At 72.7% G+C, this 23,003-nt stretch carries 19 protein-coding genes; 9 read left to right on the top strand and 10 right to left on the bottom strand.

Features of this window, described 5'->3' with window-relative positions:
- Positions 1 to 142: 142 nt before the first annotated feature.
- Positions 143 to 1,243: a sugar phosphate nucleotidyltransferase gene (locus tag ACH4B3_RS29100; protein ID WP_398467771.1), complete on the bottom strand. Its 1,101-nt coding sequence runs from the start codon at positions 1,241 to 1,243 to the stop codon at positions 143 to 145.
- 104 nt (positions 1,244 to 1,347) lie between these two features.
- Positions 1,348 to 2,694: an N-acetylmuramoyl-L-alanine amidase gene (locus ACH4B3_RS29095; protein WP_398467769.1), complete on the bottom strand. Its 1,347-nt coding sequence runs from the start codon at positions 2,692 to 2,694 to the stop codon at positions 1,348 to 1,350.
- Between the two features lie 128 nt (positions 2,695 to 2,822).
- On the opposite strand from ACH4B3_RS29095, the gene ACH4B3_RS29090 reads away from it, so the two are divergent.
- From ACH4B3_RS29090 to ACH4B3_RS29075, 4 genes are all read left to right on the top strand, one after another.
- Complete coding sequence (locus ACH4B3_RS29090) at positions 2,823 to 3,575, top strand: TIGR03089 family protein (RefSeq protein ID WP_398467767.1); 753 nt, start codon at positions 2,823 to 2,825, stop codon at positions 3,573 to 3,575.
- 195 nt (positions 3,576 to 3,770) lie between these two features.
- Positions 3,771 to 5,456: an LCP family protein gene (locus ACH4B3_RS29085; RefSeq protein WP_398467817.1), complete on the top strand. Its 1,686-nt coding sequence runs from the start codon at positions 3,771 to 3,773 to the stop codon at positions 5,454 to 5,456.
- 251 nt (positions 5,457 to 5,707) lie between these two features.
- Positions 5,708 to 7,447, top strand: coding sequence for an LCP family protein (locus tag ACH4B3_RS29080; RefSeq protein ID WP_398467765.1), 1,740 nt, complete (start codon positions 5,708 to 5,710; stop codon positions 7,445 to 7,447).
- A gap of 149 nt (positions 7,448 to 7,596) precedes the next feature.
- Positions 7,597 to 9,354 (top strand): LCP family protein, encoded by a 1,758-nt coding sequence (locus tag ACH4B3_RS29075; protein WP_398467764.1) that lies wholly within the window; start codon positions 7,597 to 7,599, stop codon positions 9,352 to 9,354.
- 128 nt (positions 9,355 to 9,482) lie between these two features.
- Here the strand turns inward: ACH4B3_RS29075 and ACH4B3_RS29070 are convergent, their stop codons facing one another.
- Positions 9,483 to 10,499, bottom strand: coding sequence for a glycosyltransferase family 2 protein (locus ACH4B3_RS29070; RefSeq protein ID WP_398467762.1), 1,017 nt, complete (start codon positions 10,497 to 10,499; stop codon positions 9,483 to 9,485).
- Between the two features lie 223 nt (positions 10,500 to 10,722).
- Between ACH4B3_RS29070 and ACH4B3_RS29065 the strand changes: the two genes are divergently transcribed.
- The gene (locus ACH4B3_RS29065) at positions 10,723 to 12,162 is read left to right on the top strand and encodes an LCP family protein (protein WP_398467760.1); all 1,440 of its coding nucleotides are present in this window, start codon (positions 10,723 to 10,725) and stop codon (positions 12,160 to 12,162) included.
- A gap of 92 nt (positions 12,163 to 12,254) precedes the next feature.
- Here ACH4B3_RS29065 and ACH4B3_RS29060 read toward each other — a convergent pair whose 3' ends face one another.
- Positions 12,255 to 12,797 carry an acyl-CoA thioesterase gene (locus tag ACH4B3_RS29060; RefSeq protein WP_398467758.1) on the bottom strand — a complete coding sequence of 181 codons (543 nt, stop codon included), beginning with the start codon at positions 12,795 to 12,797 and terminating at the stop codon, positions 12,255 to 12,257.
- 157 nt (positions 12,798 to 12,954) lie between these two features.
- Here ACH4B3_RS29060 and ACH4B3_RS29055 point away from each other — a divergent pair, with 157 nt between their 5' ends.
- On the top strand, positions 12,955 to 14,289 hold the full coding sequence (locus ACH4B3_RS29055; protein ID WP_398467756.1) for an LCP family protein: 1,335 nt from the start codon (positions 12,955 to 12,957) through the stop codon (positions 14,287 to 14,289).
- A gap of 133 nt (positions 14,290 to 14,422) precedes the next feature.
- Positions 14,423 to 15,763, top strand: coding sequence for a UDP-glucose dehydrogenase family protein (locus ACH4B3_RS29050; RefSeq protein ID WP_398467754.1), 1,341 nt, complete (start codon positions 14,423 to 14,425; stop codon positions 15,761 to 15,763).
- A gap of 24 nt (positions 15,764 to 15,787) precedes the next feature.
- Here the strand turns inward: ACH4B3_RS29050 and ACH4B3_RS29045 are convergent, their stop codons facing one another.
- The 3 genes from ACH4B3_RS29045 to ACH4B3_RS29035 form a co-directional block, all read right to left on the bottom strand.
- Positions 15,788 to 17,047, bottom strand: a complete 1,260-nt coding sequence (locus ACH4B3_RS29045; RefSeq protein ID WP_398467752.1) for a PP2C family protein-serine/threonine phosphatase — start codon at positions 17,045 to 17,047, stop codon at positions 15,788 to 15,790.
- Entirely contained in the window at positions 17,044 to 17,847 is an 804-nt protein-coding gene (locus ACH4B3_RS29040) for an alpha/beta fold hydrolase (protein ID WP_398467750.1), read from the bottom strand. The genes ACH4B3_RS29045 and ACH4B3_RS29040 overlap by 4 nt, the downstream gene beginning before the upstream one ends.
- A gap of 103 nt (positions 17,848 to 17,950) precedes the next feature.
- Complete coding sequence (locus tag ACH4B3_RS29035; protein ID WP_398467748.1) at positions 17,951 to 18,517, bottom strand: CGNR zinc finger domain-containing protein; 567 nt, start codon at positions 18,515 to 18,517, stop codon at positions 17,951 to 17,953.
- Positions 18,518 to 18,850: 333 nt separating this feature from the next.
- On the opposite strand from ACH4B3_RS29035, the gene ACH4B3_RS29030 reads away from it, so the two are divergent.
- Entirely contained in the window at positions 18,851 to 19,234 is a 384-nt protein-coding gene (locus ACH4B3_RS29030) for a VOC family protein (RefSeq protein ID WP_398467746.1), read from the top strand.
- Between the two features lie 48 nt (positions 19,235 to 19,282).
- On the opposite strand, the gene ACH4B3_RS29025 is transcribed toward ACH4B3_RS29030, so the two are convergent.
- The 3 genes from ACH4B3_RS29025 to ACH4B3_RS29015 form a co-directional block, all read right to left on the bottom strand.
- Positions 19,283 to 20,470 carry a dipeptidase gene (locus tag ACH4B3_RS29025; RefSeq protein WP_398467744.1) on the bottom strand — a complete coding sequence of 396 codons (1,188 nt, stop codon included), beginning with the start codon at positions 20,468 to 20,470 and terminating at the stop codon, positions 19,283 to 19,285.
- A gap of 113 nt (positions 20,471 to 20,583) precedes the next feature.
- Positions 20,584 to 21,132: a 5-(carboxyamino)imidazole ribonucleotide mutase gene (purE, locus tag ACH4B3_RS29020; protein WP_398467742.1), complete on the bottom strand. Its 549-nt coding sequence runs from the start codon at positions 21,130 to 21,132 to the stop codon at positions 20,584 to 20,586.
- Positions 21,129 to 22,280, bottom strand: a complete 1,152-nt coding sequence (locus tag ACH4B3_RS29015) for a 5-(carboxyamino)imidazole ribonucleotide synthase (protein WP_398467740.1) — start codon at positions 22,278 to 22,280, stop codon at positions 21,129 to 21,131. The genes purE and ACH4B3_RS29015 overlap by 4 nt, the downstream gene beginning before the upstream one ends.
- A gap of 182 nt (positions 22,281 to 22,462) precedes the next feature.
- On the opposite strand from ACH4B3_RS29015, the gene ACH4B3_RS29010 reads away from it, so the two are divergent.
- Positions 22,463 to 22,990, top strand: coding sequence for a GtrA family protein (locus ACH4B3_RS29010; protein ID WP_398467738.1), 528 nt, complete (start codon positions 22,463 to 22,465; stop codon positions 22,988 to 22,990).
- Positions 22,991 to 23,003: the final 13 nt, after the last annotated feature.

The raw sequence follows: 23,003 nt of genomic DNA, 5'->3' as shown, positions 1-23,003 counted from the left end.
TCGCGTGCCGTCGCTGGTCGCGGGGGTTCGCGTGCCGTCGCCCGCCGGCTGGTGGGTTCGCGTGGCGTCGCCGGCGCGATGGGTGACGGCTTCTGTCGGCCTCGGTGGTCACACCACCAGCGGAGTCGCGCCGTCGCCGCGGTCACACGTCCGAGGAGAACCGCACCGCCCCCGCCGGAATGTCCGCGTCGCACCACACCCGAGCCCCGTCCCGCAGCTCGTTGTCCGCGCCGACCAGCGCGCCGTCGCCGACGACCACGCCCTCCAGCACCGTCCGGGCGCCGATCCGCGCCCCCGCCCCGACCAGGGTGTCGTGGAGCCGCGCGCCGTCCTCCACGACCGCGCCGTCCAGCACCGCGCTGCCGTCGATCCGGGCGCCGGCCCCGATCCGGGCCCCCGCCCCGATGACCGTGCCGCCGGTGATCTTGGCGTCCGGGGCGACCTGCGCGCCGGCCAGTACCAGGCGGTCACCGCGGCGCCCGGGCACCGCGGGCGACGGGGCCCGGCCCAGCACCAGGTCGGCGGAGCCGCGGACGAACGCCTGCGGGGTGCCGAGGTCGAGCCAGTACGTGGAGTCCACCATCCCCTGCAGGTGCGCGCCGGCCGCCAGCAGGCCGGGGAAGGTCTCGCGCTCCACCGAGACCGGCCGCCCGGCCGGGATGGTGTCGATCAGCGCCCGGTCGAAGACGTACGCCCCGGCGTTGATCTGGTCGGTGACGATCTCTTCGGGGGTCTGCGGCTTCTCCAGGAAGGCCGTCACCCGCCCGGTCCCGTCGGTCGGCACCAGCCCGAAGGCACGCGGGTCGGTGACCCGCGTCAGGTGCAGGGAGACGTCGGCGCCGCTGGTGCGGTGGGTGTCGACCAGGGCGCGGATGTCGAGGCCGGTGAGGATGTCGCCGTTGAACACCAGGACCGGGTCGTGCGGGCCGGAGTGCAGCCGGGAGGCGACGTTGCGGATGGCCCCGCCCGTACCGAGGGGCTCCTCCTCCGTGACGTACTCCAGGTGGAGACCGAAGGCGGAGCCGTCACCGAAGTACGGCTCGAAGACCTCGGCGAGGTAGGAGGTGGCCAGCACTATGTGCTCGATGCCGGCGGCCCGGGCGCGGGCCAGTTGGTGGGTGAGGAACGGGACCCCGGCCGCGGGGACCATCGGCTTGGGGGTGCGCACCGTGAGCGGGCGCAGCCGGGTGCCCTTGCCACCGACCAGCAGGATCGCTTCCGGCGGGTTCGACGGGAATGCCACGTGTCGTCTCTGCTTCCTGCTGGTGCTTTCGTACTGCTGGTGATGCCGCCGCCGGCCGGGCGCCGCGCCCGCGTCAGTGTATGCAGCCGCCCGGCCGGCCTCGGTCAGCGGCCCTGGAGCCGGGCGGCGGTCGCCCGGACGGTGCCGAGTTTGCTGTAGAGACGGTCGCCGGGGCAGCTGGTGACGAAGCCGTCCCGGTGCCCGGAGATCACCTTGAGCCTGACCTTGGCGCCCTTGCGGTACTTGTTGCTGCCCGCCGACACCAGGGTGGTGGTGGCCTTCGGGTTGCGGCCGAACAGGCCCAGTTTCCAGGCCGTGAGCTGCGCCAGTCCTCTCGTGGCGGCCTTGGAGGGGGACGAGGAGCCGTAGCTGCCGAGGACGACGACGCCCATGGTGTTGGTGTTGAAGCCCAGGGTGTGGGCGCCCATGACCGCTCGGGCGACCCCGCCGGCCCGGCCCTCGTAGATGTTGCCGCACTTGTCGACGGCGAAGTTGTAGCCGAAGTCGCGCCAGCCGCTGCTCTTGACGTGGTAGCGGTAGATGGCCCGCAGTACCGAGGGGACCTGGGCGCAGGTGTAGTCGTTGCCGGTGGCGCTGTGGTGGACGAACGCGGCCTTGACGGTTCTGGTGTAGCTGAATTTGCTTTCGCGCAGCCCTTCGTCGGCGCCCCAGCCGGCCCGGGTGTAGATGCGCGGCCGGGGCGCGGCGTGGGGCGCGGCGCCGGGCAGCACGGCTTCCTCCTCCAGCACCGCCGGCTCCAGGGCGGCGGGTTCGGGGCCGGGCGTCTCGACGGAGGAGGGGAGTTCGATCTCGGGGAAACCGATGTCCGGGAAGACGGAGTCGTCGGGGTCGGTCTCCGGCGGCGAGGGGTCGGTCGGGCCGGTGCCCGGCGGGCCGGGGGTCAGCGCCCGGCCGGTGGGCGGCGGTCCGGGGTCGACCAGTTCCAGGCGGAGCCCGGTGGGGAGCGGCGCGGTGGCGCCCGCCCCGGTCCGTACCCGCGCCTGCACGCCGTCGGAGGCACCCACCCACAGCGGGGCGGTGCCGCCGCGGACCCGGCCGGTCCGGCGTTCGGATGATCCGGCGTCAGGGGCGTCGCTGTGGGTCTGCAGGTCCCGCCAGGCGGACCAGGCCCCGGTGCCGGCGGCGCGGGTGCGGACCTGTACCCGGCCGTGGAAGTGGGTCGCGGGGTCGTCCCACACCACTCCCACGAGCGAGAAGGGCCGTACGTCGCGTGCGGCGACGCCCCGTTCCGGGCCGGGCGCGGACTGCCGGCGCAGCGTTCCGCCGCCGACCGCGGTCATCGGCAGCGACTGGGTACTGCCGGACAGGTCGGCGGGTGGTCGGGCGGAGACCGGGGCGGGGGCCTCGGCCGGTGAAGCATGCGCCGTGAGCGGGAGGGCGAGAGCGGTCGCACAGACCACGCCGATGGAGGATGCCAGGAATGCACGCATGTAGTGAATGGTGAACACATCGTCACACTTCTGTCCATTCTCGGACACTTCGGACGCGTCGCCGACGCCGGTCCGGCGGCCCCCGCGACCGGCCCGGCGGCAGGCACCCGGCGCGTACCCTGGCGGCGATGAACGCCACCGACCGCACCCCTGCCGACCTGCTGCGATCCGCGCTCACCGCGGACCCGGGCCGTCCGCTTGTCACCTTCTACGACGACGCCACCGGCGAGCGCGTCGAACTCTCCGTGGCCACCCTCGCCAATTGGGTGGCGAAGACCGCCAACCTGCTCCAGGGAGACCTGGCCGCCGAACCGGGCGACCGGCTGGCCCTGCTGCTGCCCGCGCACTGGCAGACCGCGGTCTGGCTGCTGGCCTGTTCCTCGACCGGCGTCGTCGCCGACCTCGGCGGGGACCCGGCGGCGGCCGACCTCGTGGTCAGCGGGCCGGACACCCTCCAGGAGGCGCTCACCTGCCCGGGTGAGCGGATGGCGCTGGCCCTGCGTCCGCTCGGCGGACGGTTCCCGCAGCCGCCTCCGGGCTTCACCGACTACGCGGTGGAGGTACCCGGCCAGGGCGACCGGTTCACCCCGTATGCGCCGGTGGACCCGGACGCGCCCGCGCTCGCGGTCGGCGGCGTGGAACTGACCGGGGCGCAGCTCGTGGACCGCGCGCGGGCCGACGCCGAGCGGCGCGGACTCGGCCCCGGCTCCCGGCTGCTGTCCGGCCTGCCGTACGACAGCTGGGAGGGCGTGTCCGCCGGGCTGTTCGCTCCGCTGGCCGGCGGCGGCTCGGTGGTGCTCTGCCGCCATGTGGAACGGCTGGACACCGAAGGGCTCGACAAGCGCCGGGAGAGCGAGCGGGTCACCGCCGTCGCCCTCTGAGCGCCGCCGGTGACGGGCCGGGAGCCGGTGGTGACACCGCTCCCGGGCCGCTCCCCCGCCGGATCCGACCCTCGCTCCACCATCCGTACAGATGATCCGAACCCGTACAACCATGCGGGAGGTTCGTCTGTCTGGTCCTGTAATCGACGCCCCAGGAGGCGTCTGCGGACGGAACCGCCCGTGGGGCCGGTCCTGATGGTCGAGGAGGATCCGGACGTGACCGGCGAAGGGGACCCCGACGTGACACGTGACGGCTCCGGCGCCGCCGATGGCCCCGGCGCGACCGCCGGCACCGGGGCCGGCGGACCGGACACCGGGGCCACCCGGGCCGCCCGCCCCGGCGGCGGGCGCGGAACCGGCGCCCCGGACGACGGCGACAGCGACGCCGCGGACACCGGCGACGGCGCGGACGACCCGGAGAGCCAGGCAGGCCCCGCCGACCCCGCCACCGCCGCACCCGGCACCCCCGAGGCGACCGACGCCACCACCGAACCGGCAGACGCCACCGCCGCGGAACGGGCCGCCGCGCCCGCCGACCCCGAACCGGCCGACGCCGCGACCACCGCCACCGCCGACACCGACACCGCCGACACCGACGCCTCACCTGCCGACGCCGCCACCCCCGGCCCGCGCCCGAAGCGCAGGCGTCGCCGGCTGCGCCTGCTGGCACTGGCGGCGGCGCTGCTGGTGCTGGCCACCGCGGGCACCGGCTGGTGGCTGTACCAGCGTCTGGACGCCAACATACGGACCGACGTGGCGACCGCGAAGGAGCTCGCGAAGCACGAGGCGGAGCGTCCGGTATCGGTGGTGCGCGACGCCCGGAACATCCTCCTCATCGGCTCCGACTCGCGCGGCGGCACGGGCAACGGCAAGTACGGCCAGGACTCGGGCACCCAGCGTTCGGACACCACGATCCTGCTGCACCTGGCGGCGGACCGGGAGAGCGCGACCGCGGTGAGCATCCCGCGCGACCTGATGGTGGACATCCCGGCCTGCCGCTCGACGACCGGCACCGAGGGCAAGGCGCAGCAGGCGCAGTTCAACTGGGCGTACCAGTTCGGGGGCGCGGCGTGCACCATCCGGACGGTGGAGAAGCTCACCGGCATCCGGATCGACCACCACATGATCGTCGACTTCAGCGGCTTCAAGCGGATGGTGGACGCGGTGGACGGCGTCGAGGTCTGCCTGGACGAGCCGGTCGACGACGCGGAGGCCCATCTGCGGCTGCCGGCCGGCCGGCAGACGCTGGACGGGGAGGACGCACTGGGGTACGTCCGGGCCCGCTACAGCATGGGCGACGGGAGCGACACCTCCCGGATGGCGCGGCAGCAGGAGTTCCTGGGGTCGCTGCTGAAGAAGGTGCGGAGCAACGGGGTCCTGTTCAACCCGACCCGTCTGTATCCGGTGCTCGACGCGGCGACCTCGTCGCTGACCACCGACCCGGGACTCGGTTCGCTGCGGAAGCTGTACTCGCTGACCCAGGACATCCGTGACGTCCCGGAGGACCGGATCCGGTTCATGACGGTGCCGCGCCAGCCGTATGCGCTCAACCCCAACCGGGACGAGCTGGTACAGCCCGATGCGGACCGCCTCTTCCGGCAGCTGCGGCTGGACCTGGAGGTGTCCCCGGCGACCGGCGGGGAGGACGGTGAAACCCTCGGCCCCGACTCACCGTCTTCATCACCGAAGACGCCGGGGACGCCGGGGACACCGGGGACACCGGAAACCCCGGGGTCGGCACGGACCGCACGGTCACCGGAGGCGCCGCGGACCGCCGGGGCGCCCGCGCCCCGGAAGTCCCCGAAGTCACCACAAGAGCCGGGCCCCGAGCACTCGTCGCTGGAGACACTCGCCACAACCCCTCACGGAATATGTGGATGAGAGGGACGGAGACGTACATGAGGAACGGCAATCGATGTCGACGGGATCTCGAAGCGATCTCGAAAGGATTGGGCAGATTGCCCAGTTGTATGGGAGTGGAATTTGTCACCGGCGTCGCTTGACGCTGAACTGGGCGGATAGTGTGAGCGATCCCGGCGCGCTCGACCAGCTCGCCGCGCACTGAACAGTTGATTTACCGAGCGCCTTGAGGGGGAGGCGCCGCGTGGCACCGACGGAGGACACAGGCGACCGTGGACGCGCAAGGCCGTGGGCAGGGCGACGGCATCGACCCCGCCGATCAGTGGGTGTTCGACCCGAACACCGGCAGCTATGAGCTGCGACTGGACCCTGCCGGAGATCCGGCGCCCACCTCCGACGGTCCGGTGCCCGGTAGATCCGGTGGCCGCCGCAGGCGCCCGGTCCCCGAGCAGCGCCCCGCCCCGGAGTCGCGCGGCGGTCGCCGCCGGGCGGCCGGAAAGAACTCCCCGGGCAAACAGGGTGGTTCCGACGAACCCGACAAATCCTCCGGCCCGGTGAGCCGCCGCAAGAAGAAGCCGAAGAAGTCCAAGGCGAAGAAGGCCCTGTACTGGGGCGGCGGCACGCTGGCGTTCCTGCTGCTGGGCACCTCGGTCGCGGCCTACCTGATCTACCAGCACCTCAACGGCAACATCACCAAGGTCCGGGTGCCCGGTGAGGACAACGCCGCGGTGATCGACGGCCCGATGAACATCCTCGTCATCGGCACCGACAAGCGCGACGGCAAGGGCAACGAGGGGTACGGCGACGAGGGCAGCGTCGGTCACGCCGACACCACCATCCTGTTCCACGTCTCCGAGGACCGCTCCAACGCCACCGCGCTGAGCATCCCGCGCGACATGATCACCGACATCCCGAACTGCCCCACCGTCCAGGAGGACGGCTCGGAGAAGGTGATCCCCGGCGAGCAGGGGGTCCGGTTCAACACCAGCCTCGGGCAGAACGGGCGCGACCCCGGGTGCACCTGGAAGACGGTGGAGAAGCTCACCGGTCTGGACGTGCACCACTTCATGATGGCCGACTTCAACGCGGTCAAGACGCTCTCGTCCGCGGTCGGCGGGGTCGAGGTCTGCCTGGCCCACGACATAGACGACCCCAAGTCCCACCTGAAGCTGAGCGAGGGGCGGCACACCATCTCGGGCGAGGACGCGCTGGCCTTCGTCCGCACCCGGCACAGCGTGGGCTTCGAGAGCGACCTGGACCGGATCAAGCTCCAGCAGCAGTTCCTCGGCTCGATGATGCGGAAGATGAAGTCGGGCGGGACCCTGACCAGCCCGAAGAAGCTGTGGAAACTGTCGAACGCCGCGACCAAGGCGCTCACCGTGGACGACGGCATAGGCAGTGTCGGCAAGCTCAAGGACCTGGCGACCAACATGAGCAAGGTCGACCTCAAGCACGTCACCTTCGCCACCGTCCCGGTCGTCGACAACACCGACGGCGCCACCGTGCTGCTGGACAAGGCGAAGGCCGAGCCGCTGTTCGCGATGGTCCGTGACGACGTGTCGCTGACCGAGGTGAAGAAGAAGGAGAAGGCCGCCAAGGCCGCGGCGGACGCCCGGCTCAAGGGAACCAAGGCCGACCCGGCCGACGTCCGAGTCAGAGTACTGAACGGTAGCGGCCGGTTCGGCGCCGCCCAGGACACGGTCGAGTGGATGCAGAACACCGAAGGCATGATCCGCTCCGGCAACGGTGGGAACGCCCCGGCAGAGCAGCAGAAGACGACGCTCGAGTACGCCCCCAACCAGGCCGATCAGGCCCGCCGGCTGGCCGCCAGCATGGGGCTGCCGGGCTCGGCCCTCAAGCCCGGCAAGGCGGACGCCGAGCCGATGGCCGAGATGACGCTCGTGCTGGGTGCCGACTTCAAGGGCGCGGGTACGCCCATCGCCGCCCCGAAGAAGGCTCCCAAGGACCTTCAGCGGGTCGGGGCCGACGACAAGAACCTCTGCGCCGGGTAACGCCCGTACCATCATGGACGCCGGCCGGGCCGGCCCCAGCAGCAACGCCAGCAAGGACCGCGGCGCCATGTCGCCGCGGTGAGACGACGACGGACCGGAGCACGCCCGCCCATCGGGCCGGAGGCACCGCCTGACGACGGGGAGGCCCGATGGGGCAGGAGAGAAGTGTGCGGGGGGAGGGCCGCCGCCGACGGGCGCCCGAAGCCGGCGAACTCGGCTGGGACGACAGCCTGTACGAGGGCCAGGACGCGGCGGGCCCGGCCGGTGGCACCTCGCCGGACCCGGCCGGCGACCCCGCGAGGTCCCCGGCCGCGGGCGCGTCCGGTGCCGGTGATGGTGCCGGGTCCGGCTCCGGGCCGGCGGCCGCGCCGGGCCCGCGGGACGGCGGACGCCGGCGGCGGCGCGCCCCGCGCAAGAAGCGCGGCAAGGGCGTGCGAATACTCAAGTGGTCCGCGCTGGGCCTCGCGGTGCTCATCCTCGGTGCGGCCGGCGCCGGCTACCTGTACTACCAGCACCTCAACAACAACCTGCGCAAGGACGACCTCAACCTCGGCAAGAACCGGCTCGACAAGGCGGCGCCGAACGCGGACGGCCAGACGCCGCTGAACATCCTGCTGCTGGGCTCGGACAGCCGGAACTCCAAGGAGAACCTGAAGCTCGGCGGCGCCCGCGACACGGTCGGTGAGAAGCCGCGCGCCGATGTGCAGATGCTGCTGCACGTCTCGGCCGACCGCAGCAACATGTCGGTGATCAGCATCCCGCGCGACACCCGGGTGAAGATCCCGGAGTGCTACGACGAGGACACCGACGAGACCTTCCCGGAGACCGAGAAGAAGATCATCAACGCCAGCATGCAGCACGGCGGTCCGGGGTGCACGGTGGCCACCTGGGAGGAGCTCACCGGCATCCCGATCGACCACTTCATGAAGATCGAGTTCTCCGGTGTGGTGGACATGGCCGACGCCGTCGGCGGTGTCCCGGTGTGTGTCCGGGACAACGTCTACGACAAGTCCTCCGGCCTGCGACTGGAGGAGGGCGAGACCTACGTCAAGGGCGAGCAGGCACTCCAGTGGCTGCGGACCCGGCACGGGTTCGAGGGCCAGAGCGACATCGCCCGGGCCAAGGCCCAGCACATGTACATGAACTCGATGGTCCGGCAGCTGAAGAAGAACGCCAAGCTGTCCGACCCCGGCAAGCTGATGGACCTGGCGGAGGCCGCCACCAACGCGCTCACCGTCGACCACGGCCTGGGCACCGTGAAGAAGCTGTACGACCTGGGGAACGACCTCAAGCGGGTGCCGACCAAGCGGATCACCATGACGACGATGCCGTGGGTCCCCGACCCGCTGGACCCCAGGGCGCACGTGATCCCGGACCCGGAGGACGCCGAGAAGCTGTTCTCGCTGGTCCGCAACGACGTCGCGCTGGACGGCAAGGACAAGAAGAAGCCGAAGAAGAAGCCGGCCCCGAAGCCGTCGATGGCGGTCAACGAGCTTCCGGTCACCGTGCAGAACGGCACCAGGACCACCACGCTGGGCCCGGTCCCGCAGCGCGCGGCGGTCGTCGCCGACCTGCTGGTGCAGGGCGGCTACGCCAGGGCGGAGGCCGACGCGACGCCCAAGTCGCAGGCGGACACCACCGTCACCTACCCGAACGAGAAGCTGCACGGGGACGCGCTGGCGGTGGCCAAGAAGCTCGGCCTGCCGAAGAGCGCGGTCAAGCACTCCGCCACGGTCACCCAGGTGACGCTGGTGATCGGCTCCGACTGGCGCGACGGCTCCGTCTACCCGAAGGCGAACGGCGACGGGAAGGACGAGGAGGACGGCAAGACCCCGAAGACCGCCGACCTGCTCAACGGTGACGACAAGGGCGCCTGCATGCCGGTCGACGCCGGGCACACCTTCTGACCCGTACCGGGAGCGGGCGGGACGAGCACGGCGGAGGGCCGGACCACCATCGGTGGTCCGGCCCTCCGCCGTCTGCTCGCCGGTGCCCGGCACGGGCCGTCCCGCACCGGGCGGCCGCGGCCCCCGCCTCAGTCGGTGAGGACCGCCGGGCGGCGGCTGGCGATGACCTTCTTCGCCAGGGAGCGCGGGCTGGTCAGGAAGCCCCAGCCCCACGACATGTGCATGGTGGCCAGCGCCACCGGGATCCGGAGCCGCGCCTTGACCGGCAGCCCCTTGCCCGCCGGGACGGAGCCCGCGGCGATCGCCGCCAGGTAGCCGGCCGGCACCACGAAGCCCCACGGGGTGAGCAGGGCGCCGGTGACCGCGCCCGCGGCGATCGCCACCACGGCGGTCGGCGGGGCGAGGTAGCGCAGGTTGATGGAGCCCTGGTGGTAGCGGGCGACCACGTGCCGCCAGCGGCCGTAGTCCTTGTACTGCTTGGCGAGCGCCTTCACGCTCGGCCGCGGCCGGTAGGAGACCTTCAGCTCGGGCGAGAACCAGATCAGCCCGCCGGCCTCGCGGATCCGGAAGTTCAGCTCCCAGTCCTGGGCGCGGATGAACTCCTCGTTGTAGCCGCCCTGCCGCTCCAGCGCCTCGCGCCGGAAGACGCCCAGATACACGGTTTCCGCCGGGGCCGCGTCGCCACCGGTGTGGAAGGCTGCGTTCCCGACGCCGATCTTGGAGGTCATGGCCGCCGCGACGGCGTGCTCCCAGTCGTTCTCGCCCTCGGCGTGCATGATCCCGCCGACGTTCTGCGCGCCGGTCTCCTCCAGGAGCCGGACGGCGGTGGCGATGTAGTTCGGCGAAAGCATGCCGTGGCCGTCGACCCGCACCACGACCGGGTGGCGGGACGCCTTGATCGCGGCGTTCAGCGCGGCCGGGGTGCGGCCGGTGGGATTGGGCACCGTGTGCACGCGCGGGTCCTCCCGCACCAGCTCGGCGGCGATCTCGTCGGTGCGGTCCGTGGACGGGCCGAGCGCGATCACCACCTCCATCTCGCCGGCGTACTCCTGCGCCAGGATGTGCCGCACGGAGTTGCGGAGATGGCGTTCCTCATTGAGCACCGGCATGATCACGGAGACGGCCGGAGGCTGCTGCTCAGACATCGTTCCTCGGGGGTCGGCCACGTGGCGGCAGCCGCCAAGAGCGGCAGCGCCTGAAGGGTGACTGCAAGTATCGCGCCCACGTTACCGCTAATGGGGGACACCGGAACGCCCCGCCCGGGTGGCAGTGGGCCCCGCGGGCGGCGTGGGGGTCCGCGGCGCTCATCGTATGGGCCTACGGTCGCTACGCCCCGCCGTCCCTCTTCCGCATGCGGAGGTCTCCCCCGTGACCGCACCGGCCCGCCCCCCGCACCCCGACCCCGCACCGCGCCGCCGCCGCCGCTGGGGCCTGCGCCTGACCACCGCGGCCGCGGTGGTGGTGCTCGCCACCGCGGGGGTCGGGCACGCGATGCTCACCGGCCTGGAGTCGAGCATCGAGCGGGTGGACGCCTTCAGCGGCCTGAACGACCGGCCGCGCAGCAGTGACGGGATGAACATCCTGGTGGTCGGCACCGACGGCCGGGACAAGATCACCGAGGAGGAGAAGACGCGCTACCGGCTGGGCGGCGCGCCCTGCCACTGCACCGACACCATCATGCTGGTGCACCTGTCGGCGGACCGGGACCGGGCCAGCGTGATCAGCCTGCCGCGGGACTCCTACGCGGACATCCCGGCCCACACCGATCCGCTGACCGGCACGCACCGCCCGGCGCACCCGCAGAAGCTGAACGCGGCGTACGCGGAGGGCGGCCCCAGCCTGACCGTGCGCACCGTGGAGCACCTGACCGGGGTGCACGTCGACCACTACCTGGAAGTCGACTTCACCAGCTTCATGAAGACCGTGGACGTGGTCGGCGGGGTGCGGATCTGCACCCCGCGCCCGCTGCGGGACACCCACACCGGCCTGGATCTGGCGGCCGGCTCGCACGACCTCAGCGGCGGGGAGGCGCTGCGGTACGTGCGCTCCCGGCATGTGGACGGCGACTCGGACCTGGGCCGGATGAGCCGCCAGCAGCAGTTCCTCGCCGCCCTGCTGCGCAAGGCGACGGACAGCGGGGTGCTGCTCAACCCGGTGCGGTTCAGCCGGGTTGCCTCCGGGCTGCTCGGCTCGGTGCGCGCCGACCACGGGTTCGGCAGTGCCGAGCTGGTGGCGCTGGGCCGGGCGATGCGCGGGCTGGACCCGGCGTCCTCGGAGTTCACCTCCGTGCCGCTCGGCGACCTCAGCCACCAGGTGCCGGGGGTCGGCTCGACGGTCACCTGGGACCCGGCGAAGGCCCGGCGGCTGTTCGAATCGGTACGCCTGGACCGCCCGCTCGCCCCGCACGCCGAGCGGCGTACGGCACCGCCCGCGCTGGTCGAGGTGGCGCCCGCGCGGATCCGCGTCCAGGTGCTCAACGGCACCCCGGCCGAGGGGCTGGGCGCCCGGGTCGACCGCGAGCTGCGGGCCGCCGGCTTCGCCACCACCCGGGCGCCGGCCAACGCCGCGGTGCGGGACGCGCAGCACACCGTGATCGAGTACGACCCGGGCTGGGACCGCTCGGCGCGCTCACTGCGGGCGGCGCTGCCGGGGGCGCGGCTGGAGGCGGTGCCGGGGCGGGGCCCGGTGATGCGGGTGACGGTGGGCGCCGGGCACCGCGAGGTACGGCCGGTGCGGGTCGACACGCCGCTCGCGCGGGCCGACGGCAGCCAGGGGGCGGTCACCGGCGACCAGGTCGACTGCCCCTGATCACGGGGCCGGCGGGGGTCGCCGGGCGGGGCCGGGCGGCCGGGGCGGGGCCGGGCGGCCAGGGCGGGGCGGGGCCGGGCGGCCGGGGCCGCTCAGTCGTCGATGCCCTCCGCGGCCCGCTTGGCGCGCAGCTCCTTGATGGCGCGGCGCCGGGCCAGCCGGTGGGTGCGGCGGATCTGGGCCTCCTGGTAGCGCCGCTTGTCCCGTTCGGTCTCGGGGATCACCGGCGGTACGGGCCGGGGCTTGCCCTCCTCGTCGACCGCGGCGAAGACCAGGTAGGCGCTGCCGACCTGGGTGGCGGGGGTGGACTCGTTCCACCTCTCGGCCAGTACCCGGACGCCGACCTCCATGGAGGACCGCCCGGTCCAGTTGACCTGGGCGTGCACATGGACCAGGTCGCCCACCCGGACCGGCTCCAGGAACGCCATCTCGTCCATCGAGGCGGTCACCGCCGGGCCGCCGGAGTGCCGCCCGGCGACCGCCCCGGCCGCGTCGTCCACCAGCTTCATGATCACACCACCGTGGACGGTGCCCAGGAGGTTGGTGTCGCTCGCCGTCATGATGTGGCTGAGCGTGGTGCGGGACGCGGCGGTGGGCTTCCCGGGCGGAGTCTCGGGGGCAGGCTGCTCGATCATGTGTCCACTGTATGCGGGTCGGGACGCTGCTCAGCACATGCGGGGCGATAGCGGCAAAAGCCACAGTCCAGGCGCGTTTGCATCAGGTCTGCAACAGCCCCGGCGCTATCCGGCACCCGCCCTGTGGGCGCTCGCGCGCAGCGGGCACACTCCTCCCATGAACGATTGGCCCGAGGGGCGGACCAGCGACGGCGGAGAGAGGTACGGGCGAGGCAGCGGCAGCGCCGAGCCGGAGAGTGCCCGCGCCATGCCTTATGTACGGCGGGACACCCCGCCCGGCGCTCGGCGACGCCCGGCCGAGCCGCCACTGCCCCCCGAGCTCTCGCCCCACGGCGTCCCGCAGCAGCGCGACGGCTCGCCGCTGCGGCAGGACGGCTACGGCGGTCACGACGACGGCTACAACACCGGCCAGGTCTACGGCCACGGCACCTCGAACGGCCCGGGTGGCGCCGGCGGCCCCGGTGGCCCCGGCGACGGGCCGGGCCGCGGCGGCCGCCGTCCGGCGGGCCCCCCGCGGCCGAAGAACTGGAAGAAGCGGATCACCATCGGCCTGGTGTCGTTCGTCGCCTTCCTGCTGGTGGCCTCGATCGCCACCTACTTCTGGGCGGACGCCAAGCTCAACCGCGACGTCGACCTGAGCAAGGTCATCGACCGGCCGGAGGGCGGCTCGGGCACCAACTACCTGATCGTGGGTTCCGACAGCCGCGAGGGCATGTCCGACGAGGACAAGAAGGAGCTGCACACCGGGTCGGCCGAGGGCAAGCGGACCGACTCGATGATGATCCTGCACGTCGGCGACAACGGGAACACCATGATCTCGCTGCCCCGTGACTCGAATGTGAAGATACCCACGTTCCAGGGCTCGGAGTCCGGCAAGGTCAAGGGCCCGCTGGGCGAGAACAAGCTCAACGCCGCCTACTCCATCGACGGCCCGCAGCTGCTGGTGCGCACCGTGGAGTACAACACCGGGCTGCGCATCGACCACTACGCGGAGATCGGCTTCGGCGGCTTCGCGGAGATCGTGGACTCCGTCGGCGGCGTCGAGATCGACATTCCCAAGGCGTTCAAGGACAAGAAGTCCGGGGCCGACTTCGAGGCGGGCAAGCAGACCCTCGACGGCAAGGAGGCGCTGGCCTTCGTCCGTACCCGGTACGCCTTCGGCAGCGACCTGGAGCGCACCAAGAACCAGCAGAAGTTCCTGGCCGCGCTGGCGAACCAGACGGCGACGCCGTCCACCATCCTCAACCCGTTCAAGCTCTACCCGACGCTGGGCGCCGGACTGGACACCCTGGTGGTGGACAAGGACATGAGCCTGTTCGACCTGGCGGAGATGTTCTGGGCGATGAAGGGCATCACCGGCGGCGACGGCAAGTCGATGAACATGCCGATCTCGGGCAGCATCGGCGGCAACCTGGTCTGGGACTCGAACAAGGTCAAGCAGCTGGTCCAGCAGCTGAACAACGACGAGAAGGTCACCGTCTCGGACAAGTGACGGACGGACCGCCGCCCGGCTTCGGTCCCGGGCGGCTCCGGCGGGCGGGGCGGCACCGGGGCGGCACTGCCCCGGTGCCGCCCCGACTATGCTCAGGCAGCGCATCACCGCCCGTCCCACCATGGAGTCCCGCATGGCCTTGAAGATCACCGTGATCGGCACCGGCTACCTCGGCGCCACGCACGCCGCCGCCATGGCCGAGCTGGGCTTCGAGGTGCTGGGCCTGGACGTCGTCCCCGAGAAGATCGAGATGCTCGCGGCGGCGAAGGTGCCGATGTACGAGCCGGGGCTGGAGGAACTGCTGCAGCGGCACGTGGCGGGCATCGAGGGCTCGACCGGCCGGCTGCGCTTCACCACCTCCTACGAGGAGGCCGGCGAGTTCGGCGACGTCCACTTCATCTGCGTGAACACACCGCAGAAGCGCGGCGAGTACGCCTGCGACATGAGCTACGTGGACGCGGCGCTGGAGTCGCTCGCCCCCCGGCTGCGCAGTTCGGCGCTGGTGGTGGGCAAGTCGACGGTGCCGGTGGGCAGCGCGGTCCGGCTCGCCGCCCGGCTGGCGGAACTGTCCCCGCCGGACGTGGAGCCGGAGCTGGCCTGGAACCCGGAGTTCCTCCGGGAGGGCTTCGCGGTACAGGACACCCTGCACCCGGACCGGATCGTGGTGGGCGTCGTCAGCGAGCGGGCCGAGAAGCTGCTGCGTGAGGTGTACGCCACCCCGGTCTCCGAGGGCTCGCCGTTCGTGGTGACCGACTTCCCGACCGCCGAGCTGGTCAAGACGGCCGCGAACTCCTTCCTGGCCACCAAGATCTCCTTCATCAACGCCATGGCCGAGGTCTGCGAGGCGGCGGACGGCGACGTGGCGAAGCTGGCCGAGGCGATCGGGCACGACGAGCGGATCGGCCGGAAGTTCCTGCGCGCCGGGATCGGCTTCGGCGGCGGCTGCCTGCCCAAGGACATCCGGGCCTTCATGGCACGCGCCGGCGAGCTGGGCGCGGACCAGGCGCTGACCTTCCTGCGCGAGGTCGACTCGATCAACATGCGGCGCCGCGGGCACATGGTGGAGCTCGCCCGGGAGGCGGTGGGCGGCAGCTTCCTCGGCAAGCGGGTCGCGGTGCTCGGCGCCACCTTCAAGCCGGACTCCGACGACGTGCGGGACTCCCCCGCGCTCAACGTCGCCGGGCAGATCCACCTCCAGGGCGCCCAGGTGACGGTGTTCGACCCCAAGGGCATGGACAACGCGCGGGCCCTCTTCCCCACCCTGGCGTACGCCCCGAGCGCCCTGGAAGCGGCGCGCGGCGCGCACGCGGTGCTGCACCTGACGGAGTGGAGCGAGTTCCGGAAGCTGGACGCGGCGGCGCTGGGCGAGGTGGTCGCGGAGCGCCGCCTGCTGGACGGGCGCAACGCACTGGACCCGTTGCAGTGGCGCGAGGCCGGCTGGGACTTCCGCGCGATGGGCCGCCCGCGCGCCTGACGGACGGGCCGCCGGGCGCGCCGCTCAGCGGGGTGAGCCGTCGCGGCCCGCGGCCGGCACGCCAATCGTGAGCACCGCGGCGTCGTCGTCGAGACCCTCGCCGAAGCCGTCCAGCAGCCGGCGGACCGCGGCGACGGCGTCCTCCGCGGTGGTCGGTGCCAGGCCCCGGGCGAAGTCCAGCAGGGCCTCGTCACCGAACCGTTCCCCGGTCTCCGGGACCCGGGCCTCGGTGAGCCCGTCGGTGTACAGCAGCAGGGTGTCGCCGGGGGCGAGGTGCACGGTGGTCTCGGCCACGTCCGCGTCCGGCACCACGCCGAGGAGTTGTCCGCCGGGGGTCTCCAGGCGGTCCACGGTGGCGTCCGCGCGCAGGAGCAGGGCCGGAGGGTGCCCGCCGCCCGCCAGCGTGAGGCGGAAGCCGCCGGAGTCGGGGTCCGGGTCGGGGACGAGGATGCCCAGGATGACGGTGAGGAAGTACGGCTCCCGGTCGGCGTACTCGGCGGTGAGGACGTCGTTGAGGTGGCGGAGCGCCGCGACGGGGTCGGGGTCGTAGGCGATCCCCGAGCGGAGGGTGTACCGGGCGCGTGAGGTCACCACCGCGGCCTCGGCCCCCTTGCCGCGTACGTCGCCGAGGAACAGGGCCCAGACGCCTTCCACCCGGGGGAAGAGGTCGTAGAAGTCGCCGCCCACCTCGTCCGCCGAGGCGATGTGGTAGTGGGCGGCCACGTCGAGCCCGGGCACCGGTTCGAGGGCCGGCGGCAGCAGGGTGCGCTGGAGGGTGGCCGACACCCGTTCCAGGCGCCGGCGTTCCCGTTCGGCCTCGCGGCGGGCGCGGAGGAGTTCCCTTTCGTAGTCCCGGCGGTCGCGGGCGTCGAAGACGGTGGTGCGGATGAGCCTGGGCTCTCCGGCGTCGTCGGTCCGGACGGCCGAGTTGGCGAGGACCGGCAGCCGGCTGCCGTCGGCCGCCTTGAGCTCCAGGGCGATCGCCCGCACCTCGTTCTGCATCCGCAGCAGCGGCGCGAAGTGCGTCTCGTGGTAGAGCTTGCCGCCCGCCGTGAGCAGGTCCGAGAACCGCCTGCGTCCCACGAGTTCGCCGCGCCGGTAGCCCAGCCAGCCCAGCAGGGTGGCGTTGACCTTGATGATCCGCCCGTCCGGCAGGGTGGATAGGTAGCCGCACGGCGCGTTCTCGTACAGGTCCTCGGCGCTCTCCGCCGCCAGGGCGTCGAGCACCGCGGGGTCGGCCCCGGGGTCGGGGCCGGGGAGCCGGTGGTCGTCGCCGGAGGTCACCGCAGGTCCGCGACGAATGCGGTGATCGCGGCGGCGGTGGTCTCGGGGGCACTCAGCTGGGGGCAGTGCCCGGTGGCCTCCAGGGTGACCAGCCGGCTGCCCGGGATCCGCGCGTGCACGAAGTCGCCGACCTCCGGCGGCGCGATGGCGTCCCGCGCGCACTGTGCCACCAGGGTGGGCACGGTCACCCGGCTCAGGTCGGAACGGTTGTCGGACAGGAAGGTCGTGCGGGCGAAGACGCGCGCCATGGCCGGGTCGGTGCGGCAGAAACTGTTGGTCAGCTCCTCCCCCAGTTCCGGACGGCCGGGGTTGCCCATGATCACCGGAGCCATCGTCGCGGACCAGCCCAGGTAGTTGCTGTCCAGGGACTCCAGGAGTTCGTCGATGTCCTCCGCGCTGAATCCGCCCCGGTAGTCCTCGTCGTCGATGTAGCAGGGGGAGGGGGTGAGCAGGACCAGCCCTTCGAAGTGCTCCGGCTGCCTGGCCACCGCCAGGACGCCGATCATGGCGCTCACGGAGTGCCCGACGAAGGTCAGCGGGCCGAGGCCGAGGGCCCGGCAGATCTCCAGGACGTCGGTGGTGTACCCGTCCAGCGTGGAGTACCGCTGCTCGTCCCAGGCCGCCGGGTCGGCCGAACCGGCGCCGACGTGGTCGAAGAGGACCACCCGGAACCGCGCCGCGAGCGGGGGCACCACCAGGCGCCACAAATTCTGATCGCAGCCGAATCCGTGGGCGAGCATCACCACGGGGCCGCCCTCCCGGCCGGTCACGACCACGTGGTTCCTGCGCAACACATCCATATGTCGCATTTTTTCACTTTTGCCGCGGTTGTCGCCCGCCGCCGACCGCCCACCGCCTGGCCCCTGCCCCCTGCCCCCTGCCCCCTGCCCCCGGGGATGGAACTCAGGAGCTCCGCCGGGCGCGCCCGGCGCGGTAGGCCCGCATCTTCGCCCGGCTGCCGCAGACCGCCATGCTGCACCAGCGGCTGCGGCCGGCCGGACTGCGGTCGTAGTACACCCAGCGGCACCGGTCGGCCGCGCACGCCTTCAGCCGCGGCCAGCTGCCGTCGGCGGCCGCGGTGGCGATCGCGGCGGCGATCCGGGCGGTCAGCGCGGGCACCCCGGTGAGTCCGGCGGCGGGGCGCAGTGCGGTGCCGCCGGCCGCGTCGACGGTGAGCACCAGCGGGGCCTCGGCGAGCAGCCGGTCCAGGGTCGCGGTGGCGTCCGGCGGGGCGTCGGTTCCGGTGTGGGCGAGGCAGGCGGCGCGCAGCGCCTCCCGCAGCCGCTGGAGCGCCGGGACGTCCGCCGGTCCCAGGCCGGGGCCCGCCGGCCATCGCGCGGCCAGGAACCCCGCGAGTCCCTCGGCGGTGGCCAGCGCGTCCCGGCCGGATTCGACGTCCAGGGTGTTCACGAGGTCCTGGACGAGGTCGAGGGGGGCGGGGGCGGGGCTCCGGTGGCCTGGTTGCTGCACCTTCGCCAGGCTACCGGAGCCGTTACCGGCACGAGCCGCGATGCGGTCACCGGGTGCGCCGGCGGTGTGCGGCCGTCGGCTCCGGGTACGCGGCCCCCGTCCCGCCCCGAGCCGGGCCCGTCCCGGAACCGCTCGGGCCCGCCCCGCCGTCCCGTCCCCCCGGTCCGGGGCCGGGTGTCCTCGGTCCCTCCCCGGCCCTTTCCCGGGCCGGGGGCGGCGAGCGGCGCGGCGGTGCCGCGTTTCACGGTTGCCGGGTTACCGGCAAGGCGGGATGATGAGGTAACGGTTACCGGTAGACAAGGGTCACCGGTAACGCGACCGAGGGAGGAAGACATGGCCATCGCCACGTTGGGCGTCACGGTTCTGGACTGCCCCGAGCCGCGGAAGCTCGCCGACTTCTACGCCCAGGTGCTGGGCGGCACGGTCGAGGGCGACCGGGAGGACTGGGTCGAGGTGCACCTGTCGCCCGGCGGACGCCGCGGGCGGGTGCTCGCCTTCCAGCGGGTGCCGGGGTACGTACCGCCGCGGTGGCCGAGCGAGGAGCACTCCCAGCAGCTCCACCTGGACTTCGACGTGGAGCGGGAGCGGATGGACGCCGCCGAGCGCGAGGTGCTCGCGCTCGGGGCGACCCTGGCGCAGGGTGACGACGGCGGGAAGCGGGACTTCCGGGTCTACCTCGACCCGGTGGGTCACCCGTTCTGCCTCTGCGTCTGCTGACCGGCGGGCACCGGGCCGCCGGCCGAGGCCGCGGTCCGGTGCCCGGCCTCAGCCGTCGAGCCGGTCGATGGTGGCGATGGACGGCCGGGCGGCCGACCGCAGCTCGCGCGACACGTCCTCGGCGGCGCGCAGCGTCCGTACCGCGTTCTGCCAGGTGAGCTTGGCCAGGTCGGCGGTCGACCACTTGCGGTCCAGCAGTTCGGCGACGAGCCGCGGGTACCCGGCGACGTCGGCGAGGTCGGCCGGGGTGAAGGCGGTGCCGTCGTAGTCGCCGCCGATGCCGATGTGGTCCACGCCCGCGACCTCGCGCATGTGGTCCAGGTGGTCGGCGATGGTCGCCGCGGTCGCCACCGGGCGCGGGTGGGACTCCTCGAAGGCCCGGTGCACGGCCATCGCCTCCGGGGTGGTGTCCAGGTGGTGCAGCCCGTGCGCCCGCATGTTCTCGTCCGCGGCGTGCGTCCAGGCCACCGCCGCGGGGAGCACGAACTTGGGCACGAAGGTGGCCATCGCCACCCCGCCGTTGGCGGGCAGCTGGGCCAGCACGTCGTCCGGGATGTTCCGCGGGTGGTCGCAGACGGCGCGCGCCGAGGAGTGCGAGAACACCACGGGCGCCGCGGACACCCGCAGCGCGTCGCGCATGGTGCCGTCCGCCACGTGCGACAGGTCGACCAGCATGCCGAGCCGGTTCATCTCCCGGACGACCTCCTCGCCGAACTGGGTGAGCCCGCCGGCACGCGGTTCGTCGGTGGCGGAGTCCGCCCACGGGACGTTGTCGTTGTGGGTGAGCGTCATGTAGCGCACGCCCAGGTCGTACAGGGCGCGCAGGGTGGCGAGCGAGCAGTTGATGCTGTGCCCGCCCTCGGCGCCCATCAGGGACGCGATCCGGCCCTCGGCGCGGGCCGCCTCCATGTCGTCGGCGGTGAAGGCGAGCCGCAGGTCGTCCGGGTGGCGGTCGGCCAGCCGCCGGACCACGTCGATCTGTTCCAGGGTGGCGCTCACCGCGTCGTCCCCGGCCATGTCCGACCGTACGTAGACGGACCAGAACTGGGCGCCGACCCCGCCCGCCCGCAGCCGGGGGATGTCGGTGTGCAGCCGGCCGGTCTGGTCGGCCGCGATGTCGAGCCGGTCGAGGTCGTAGCGGACCTGCTCGCGCAGCGCCCACGGGAGGTCGTTGTGGCCGTCGACGACGGGGTGGGCCGCCAGCAGTTCGCGGGCCTGCGCGAGAAGATCGGTCATCGCCCCATCCTCGTACGGGCCACCGGCGAAGTCACGCCCCGCGGACTGCCCGGAGCACCCGCCGCGGGGGCGCCCGCCGGGACGCGGCCCGCGGCGGGCGGCCGGACCGCGGATCAGTGGGCGAAGCCGAAGCGGCCCGCGCCCTCCACCTTCGAGCGCAGCCGCTTGCCCTTCTCGGTGGCCTGCTCGTTCAGCTCGTCCTGGAAGTGCCGCATCCGCTCCAGCAGTTCGGCGTCGTGCGCGGCGAGGATGCGGGCGGCCAGCAGACCGGCGTTGCGGGCGCCGCCGACGGAGACCGTGGCCACCGGCACGCCGGCGGGCATCTGCACGATCGACAGCAGCGAGTCCATGCCGTCCAGGTACTTCAGCGGGACGGGGACCCCGATCACCGGCAGCGGGGTGACCGAGGCGAGCATGCCGGGCAGGTGGGCGGCGCCGCCCGCCCCGGCGATGACGGCCTTCAGCCCGCGGACGGCGGCGCTCTCCCCGTAGGCGATCATCTCGCGCGGCATCCGGTGCGCGGAGACCACGTCGACCTCGTACCGGATCTCGAACTCGTCGAGCGCCTTGGCCGCGGCCTCCATGACCGGCCAGTCGGAGTCGGAGCCCATGACGATGCCGACGACGGGGCCCGGGACGGCCCCGGTGGAGGAGTTGCTCATTCGGTGATGGTCCCTCGGAGGTAGTCGGCGGCGTGCCGGGCGCGCTCGCGCACCTGCGCCAGGTCGTCGCCGTAGGTGTTGACATGGCCGACCTTACGACCCGGCTTCACATCCTTGCCATACATGTGGATCTTCAATCCGGGGTCCCGGGCCATGCAGTGCAGATAGGCCTGGTACATGTCCGGGTAGTCACCGCCCAGCACATTGGCCATCACGGCCCACTTCGCACGCGGCCGCGGGTCGCCGAGCGGCAGGTCCAGCACGGCCCGCACATGGTTGGCGAACTGGGAGGTGACGGCGCCGTCCTGGGTCCAGTGCCCGGAGTTGTGCGGGCGCATCGCCAGCTCGTTGACGAGGATGCCGGGGGTCCCGTCGGCGTCGCGGGTCTCGAACAGCTCGACCGCGAGGTGCCCCACCACGCCGAGTTCCTTGGCGATCCGCAGGGCGAGCTGCTGGGCGCGGGCGGACAGCTCCTCGGTGAGCCCGGGGGCGGGGGCGATCACCGTGTCGCACACCCCGTCGGTCTGCACGGACTCCACCACCGGGTACGCGACGGCCTGGCCGTGCGGGGACCGGACGACGTTGGCGGCCAGCTCGCGTACGAAGTCGACCTTCTCCTCGGCGAGCACCGGCACCCCGGCCCGGAAGGGCTCGGCGGCCTCCTGCTCGGTGCGGACCACCCAGACGCCCTTGCCGTCGTAGCCGCCGCGCACGGTCTTGAGGATCACCGGGAAACCGGTGCCCTCGGCGGCGAAGGCGGCCACGTCGGCCGGGTCGGCCACGATGCGGTGCCGGGGGCACGGCACACCGATCTCGCTGAGCCGGGCCCGCATCACACCCTTGTCCTGGGCGTGCACCAGCGCGTCGGGCCCGGGCCGCACGGCGATGCCGTCGGCCTCCAGGGCCCGCAGGTGCTCGGTGGGCACGTGCTCGTGATCGAAGGTGATCACGTCACAGCCTTGTGCGAAAGCACGAAGGGTGTCCAGGTCGCGGTAGTCGCCGATGACGACGTCGCTCACCACCTGGGCCGCGGAATCCTGCGGAGTGTCACTGAGCAGCTTGAATTTGATGCCGAGCGGGATGCCCGCCTCGTGGGTCATACGAGCGAGCTGGCCACCGCCGACCATGCCGACCACCGGGAAAGTCACCCCCCCAGAGTAAACGCCCGGCGAACGGGCTCCGCCTCGGCCTTGGAGGATCGTCCGAGCAGCGGGCCGGCCGAAGGGCCCGGAAGTACCCCCGGATGCCCATGCCGCAAGGGCGGCGAGGGTGGCGGCTGGTTAGCATGGTCCGAGTTGTCAATGCCGATCGGACGGGGCTGAGCGTCACCATGAGTGAACGGCGCACACTGCGCGCGCAGGTGGAGCAGCTCACCCGCGAGATCGCGAAATTCGGTGCGGTCGGCGGCCTCGGGGTCCTGGTCAATCTCGGCGTCTTCAACCTGGTGCGGCACAACACCGAGCTGCCGATGGTCCGCGCGGGCATCGTCGCGACGGCCGTCGCCATCGCCTTCAACTACCTGGGCTTCCGCTACTTCACCTACCGGGACCGCGACAAGGGCGGGCGCACCAAGGAACTCACGCTGTTCCTGCTGTTCAGCGGGGTCGGCCTGGTGATCGAGAACGGGCTGCTCTACACCACGACCTACGGCTTCGGGTGGGACAGCCAGCTGCAGAGCAACATCTTCAAGTTCCTCGGCATCGGCGTGGCCACCCTCTTCCGCTTCTGGTCCTACCGGACCTGGGTGTTCCGGACACTGCCCGCCCGGGAGGCCGTGGAGACGGCCGAGTCCTTCCTCGCCGAGGACGGGCGGCCGGGCCGCCGCCCGGCCCGGGCCGGACTGACCGACGAGAAGTAGCGGCCCCGCCCGG

The organism is Streptomyces sp. NPDC018031 (genome assembly GCF_044327625.1).
Lineage (GTDB): Bacteria > Actinomycetota > Actinomycetes > Streptomycetales > Streptomycetaceae > Streptomyces.
The sequence above is the reverse complement of the archived record's forward strand: the minus strand, read 5'-3'. Positions and strand labels throughout refer to the sequence as shown.

Coding starts and splice junctions, on each gene's coding strand:
- ACH4B3_RS29095 (WP_398467769.1), bottom strand. CDS start 2,694: ATGCGTGCATTCCTGGCATCCTCCATCGGCGTGGTCTGTGCGACCGCT.
- ACH4B3_RS29090 (WP_398467767.1), top strand. CDS start 2,823: ATGAACGCCACCGACCGCACCCCTGCCGACCTGCTGCGATCCGCGCTC.
- ACH4B3_RS29085 (WP_398467817.1), top strand. CDS start 3,771: ATGGTCGAGGAGGATCCGGACGTGACCGGCGAAGGGGACCCCGACGTG.
- ACH4B3_RS29075 (WP_398467764.1), top strand. CDS start 7,597: ATGGGGCAGGAGAGAAGTGTGCGGGGGGAGGGCCGCCGCCGACGGGCG.
- ACH4B3_RS29070 (WP_398467762.1), bottom strand. CDS start 10,499: ATGTCTGAGCAGCAGCCTCCGGCCGTCTCCGTGATCATGCCGGTGCTC.
- ACH4B3_RS29060 (WP_398467758.1), bottom strand. CDS start 12,797: ATGATCGAGCAGCCTGCCCCCGAGACTCCGCCCGGGAAGCCCACCGCC.
- ACH4B3_RS29055 (WP_398467756.1), top strand. CDS start 12,955: ATGAACGATTGGCCCGAGGGGCGGACCAGCGACGGCGGAGAGAGGTAC.
- ACH4B3_RS29050 (WP_398467754.1), top strand. CDS start 14,423: ATGGCCTTGAAGATCACCGTGATCGGCACCGGCTACCTCGGCGCCACG.
- ACH4B3_RS29040 (WP_398467750.1), bottom strand. CDS start 17,847: ATGGATGTGTTGCGCAGGAACCACGTGGTCGTGACCGGCCGGGAGGGC.
- ACH4B3_RS29030 (WP_398467746.1), top strand. CDS start 18,851: ATGGCCATCGCCACGTTGGGCGTCACGGTTCTGGACTGCCCCGAGCCG.
- ACH4B3_RS29025 (WP_398467744.1), bottom strand. CDS start 20,470: ATGACCGATCTTCTCGCGCAGGCCCGCGAACTGCTGGCGGCCCACCCC.
- purE (WP_398467742.1), bottom strand. CDS start 21,132: ATGAGCAACTCCTCCACCGGGGCCGTCCCGGGCCCCGTCGTCGGCATC.
- ACH4B3_RS29010 (WP_398467738.1), top strand. CDS start 22,463: ATGAGTGAACGGCGCACACTGCGCGCGCAGGTGGAGCAGCTCACCCGC.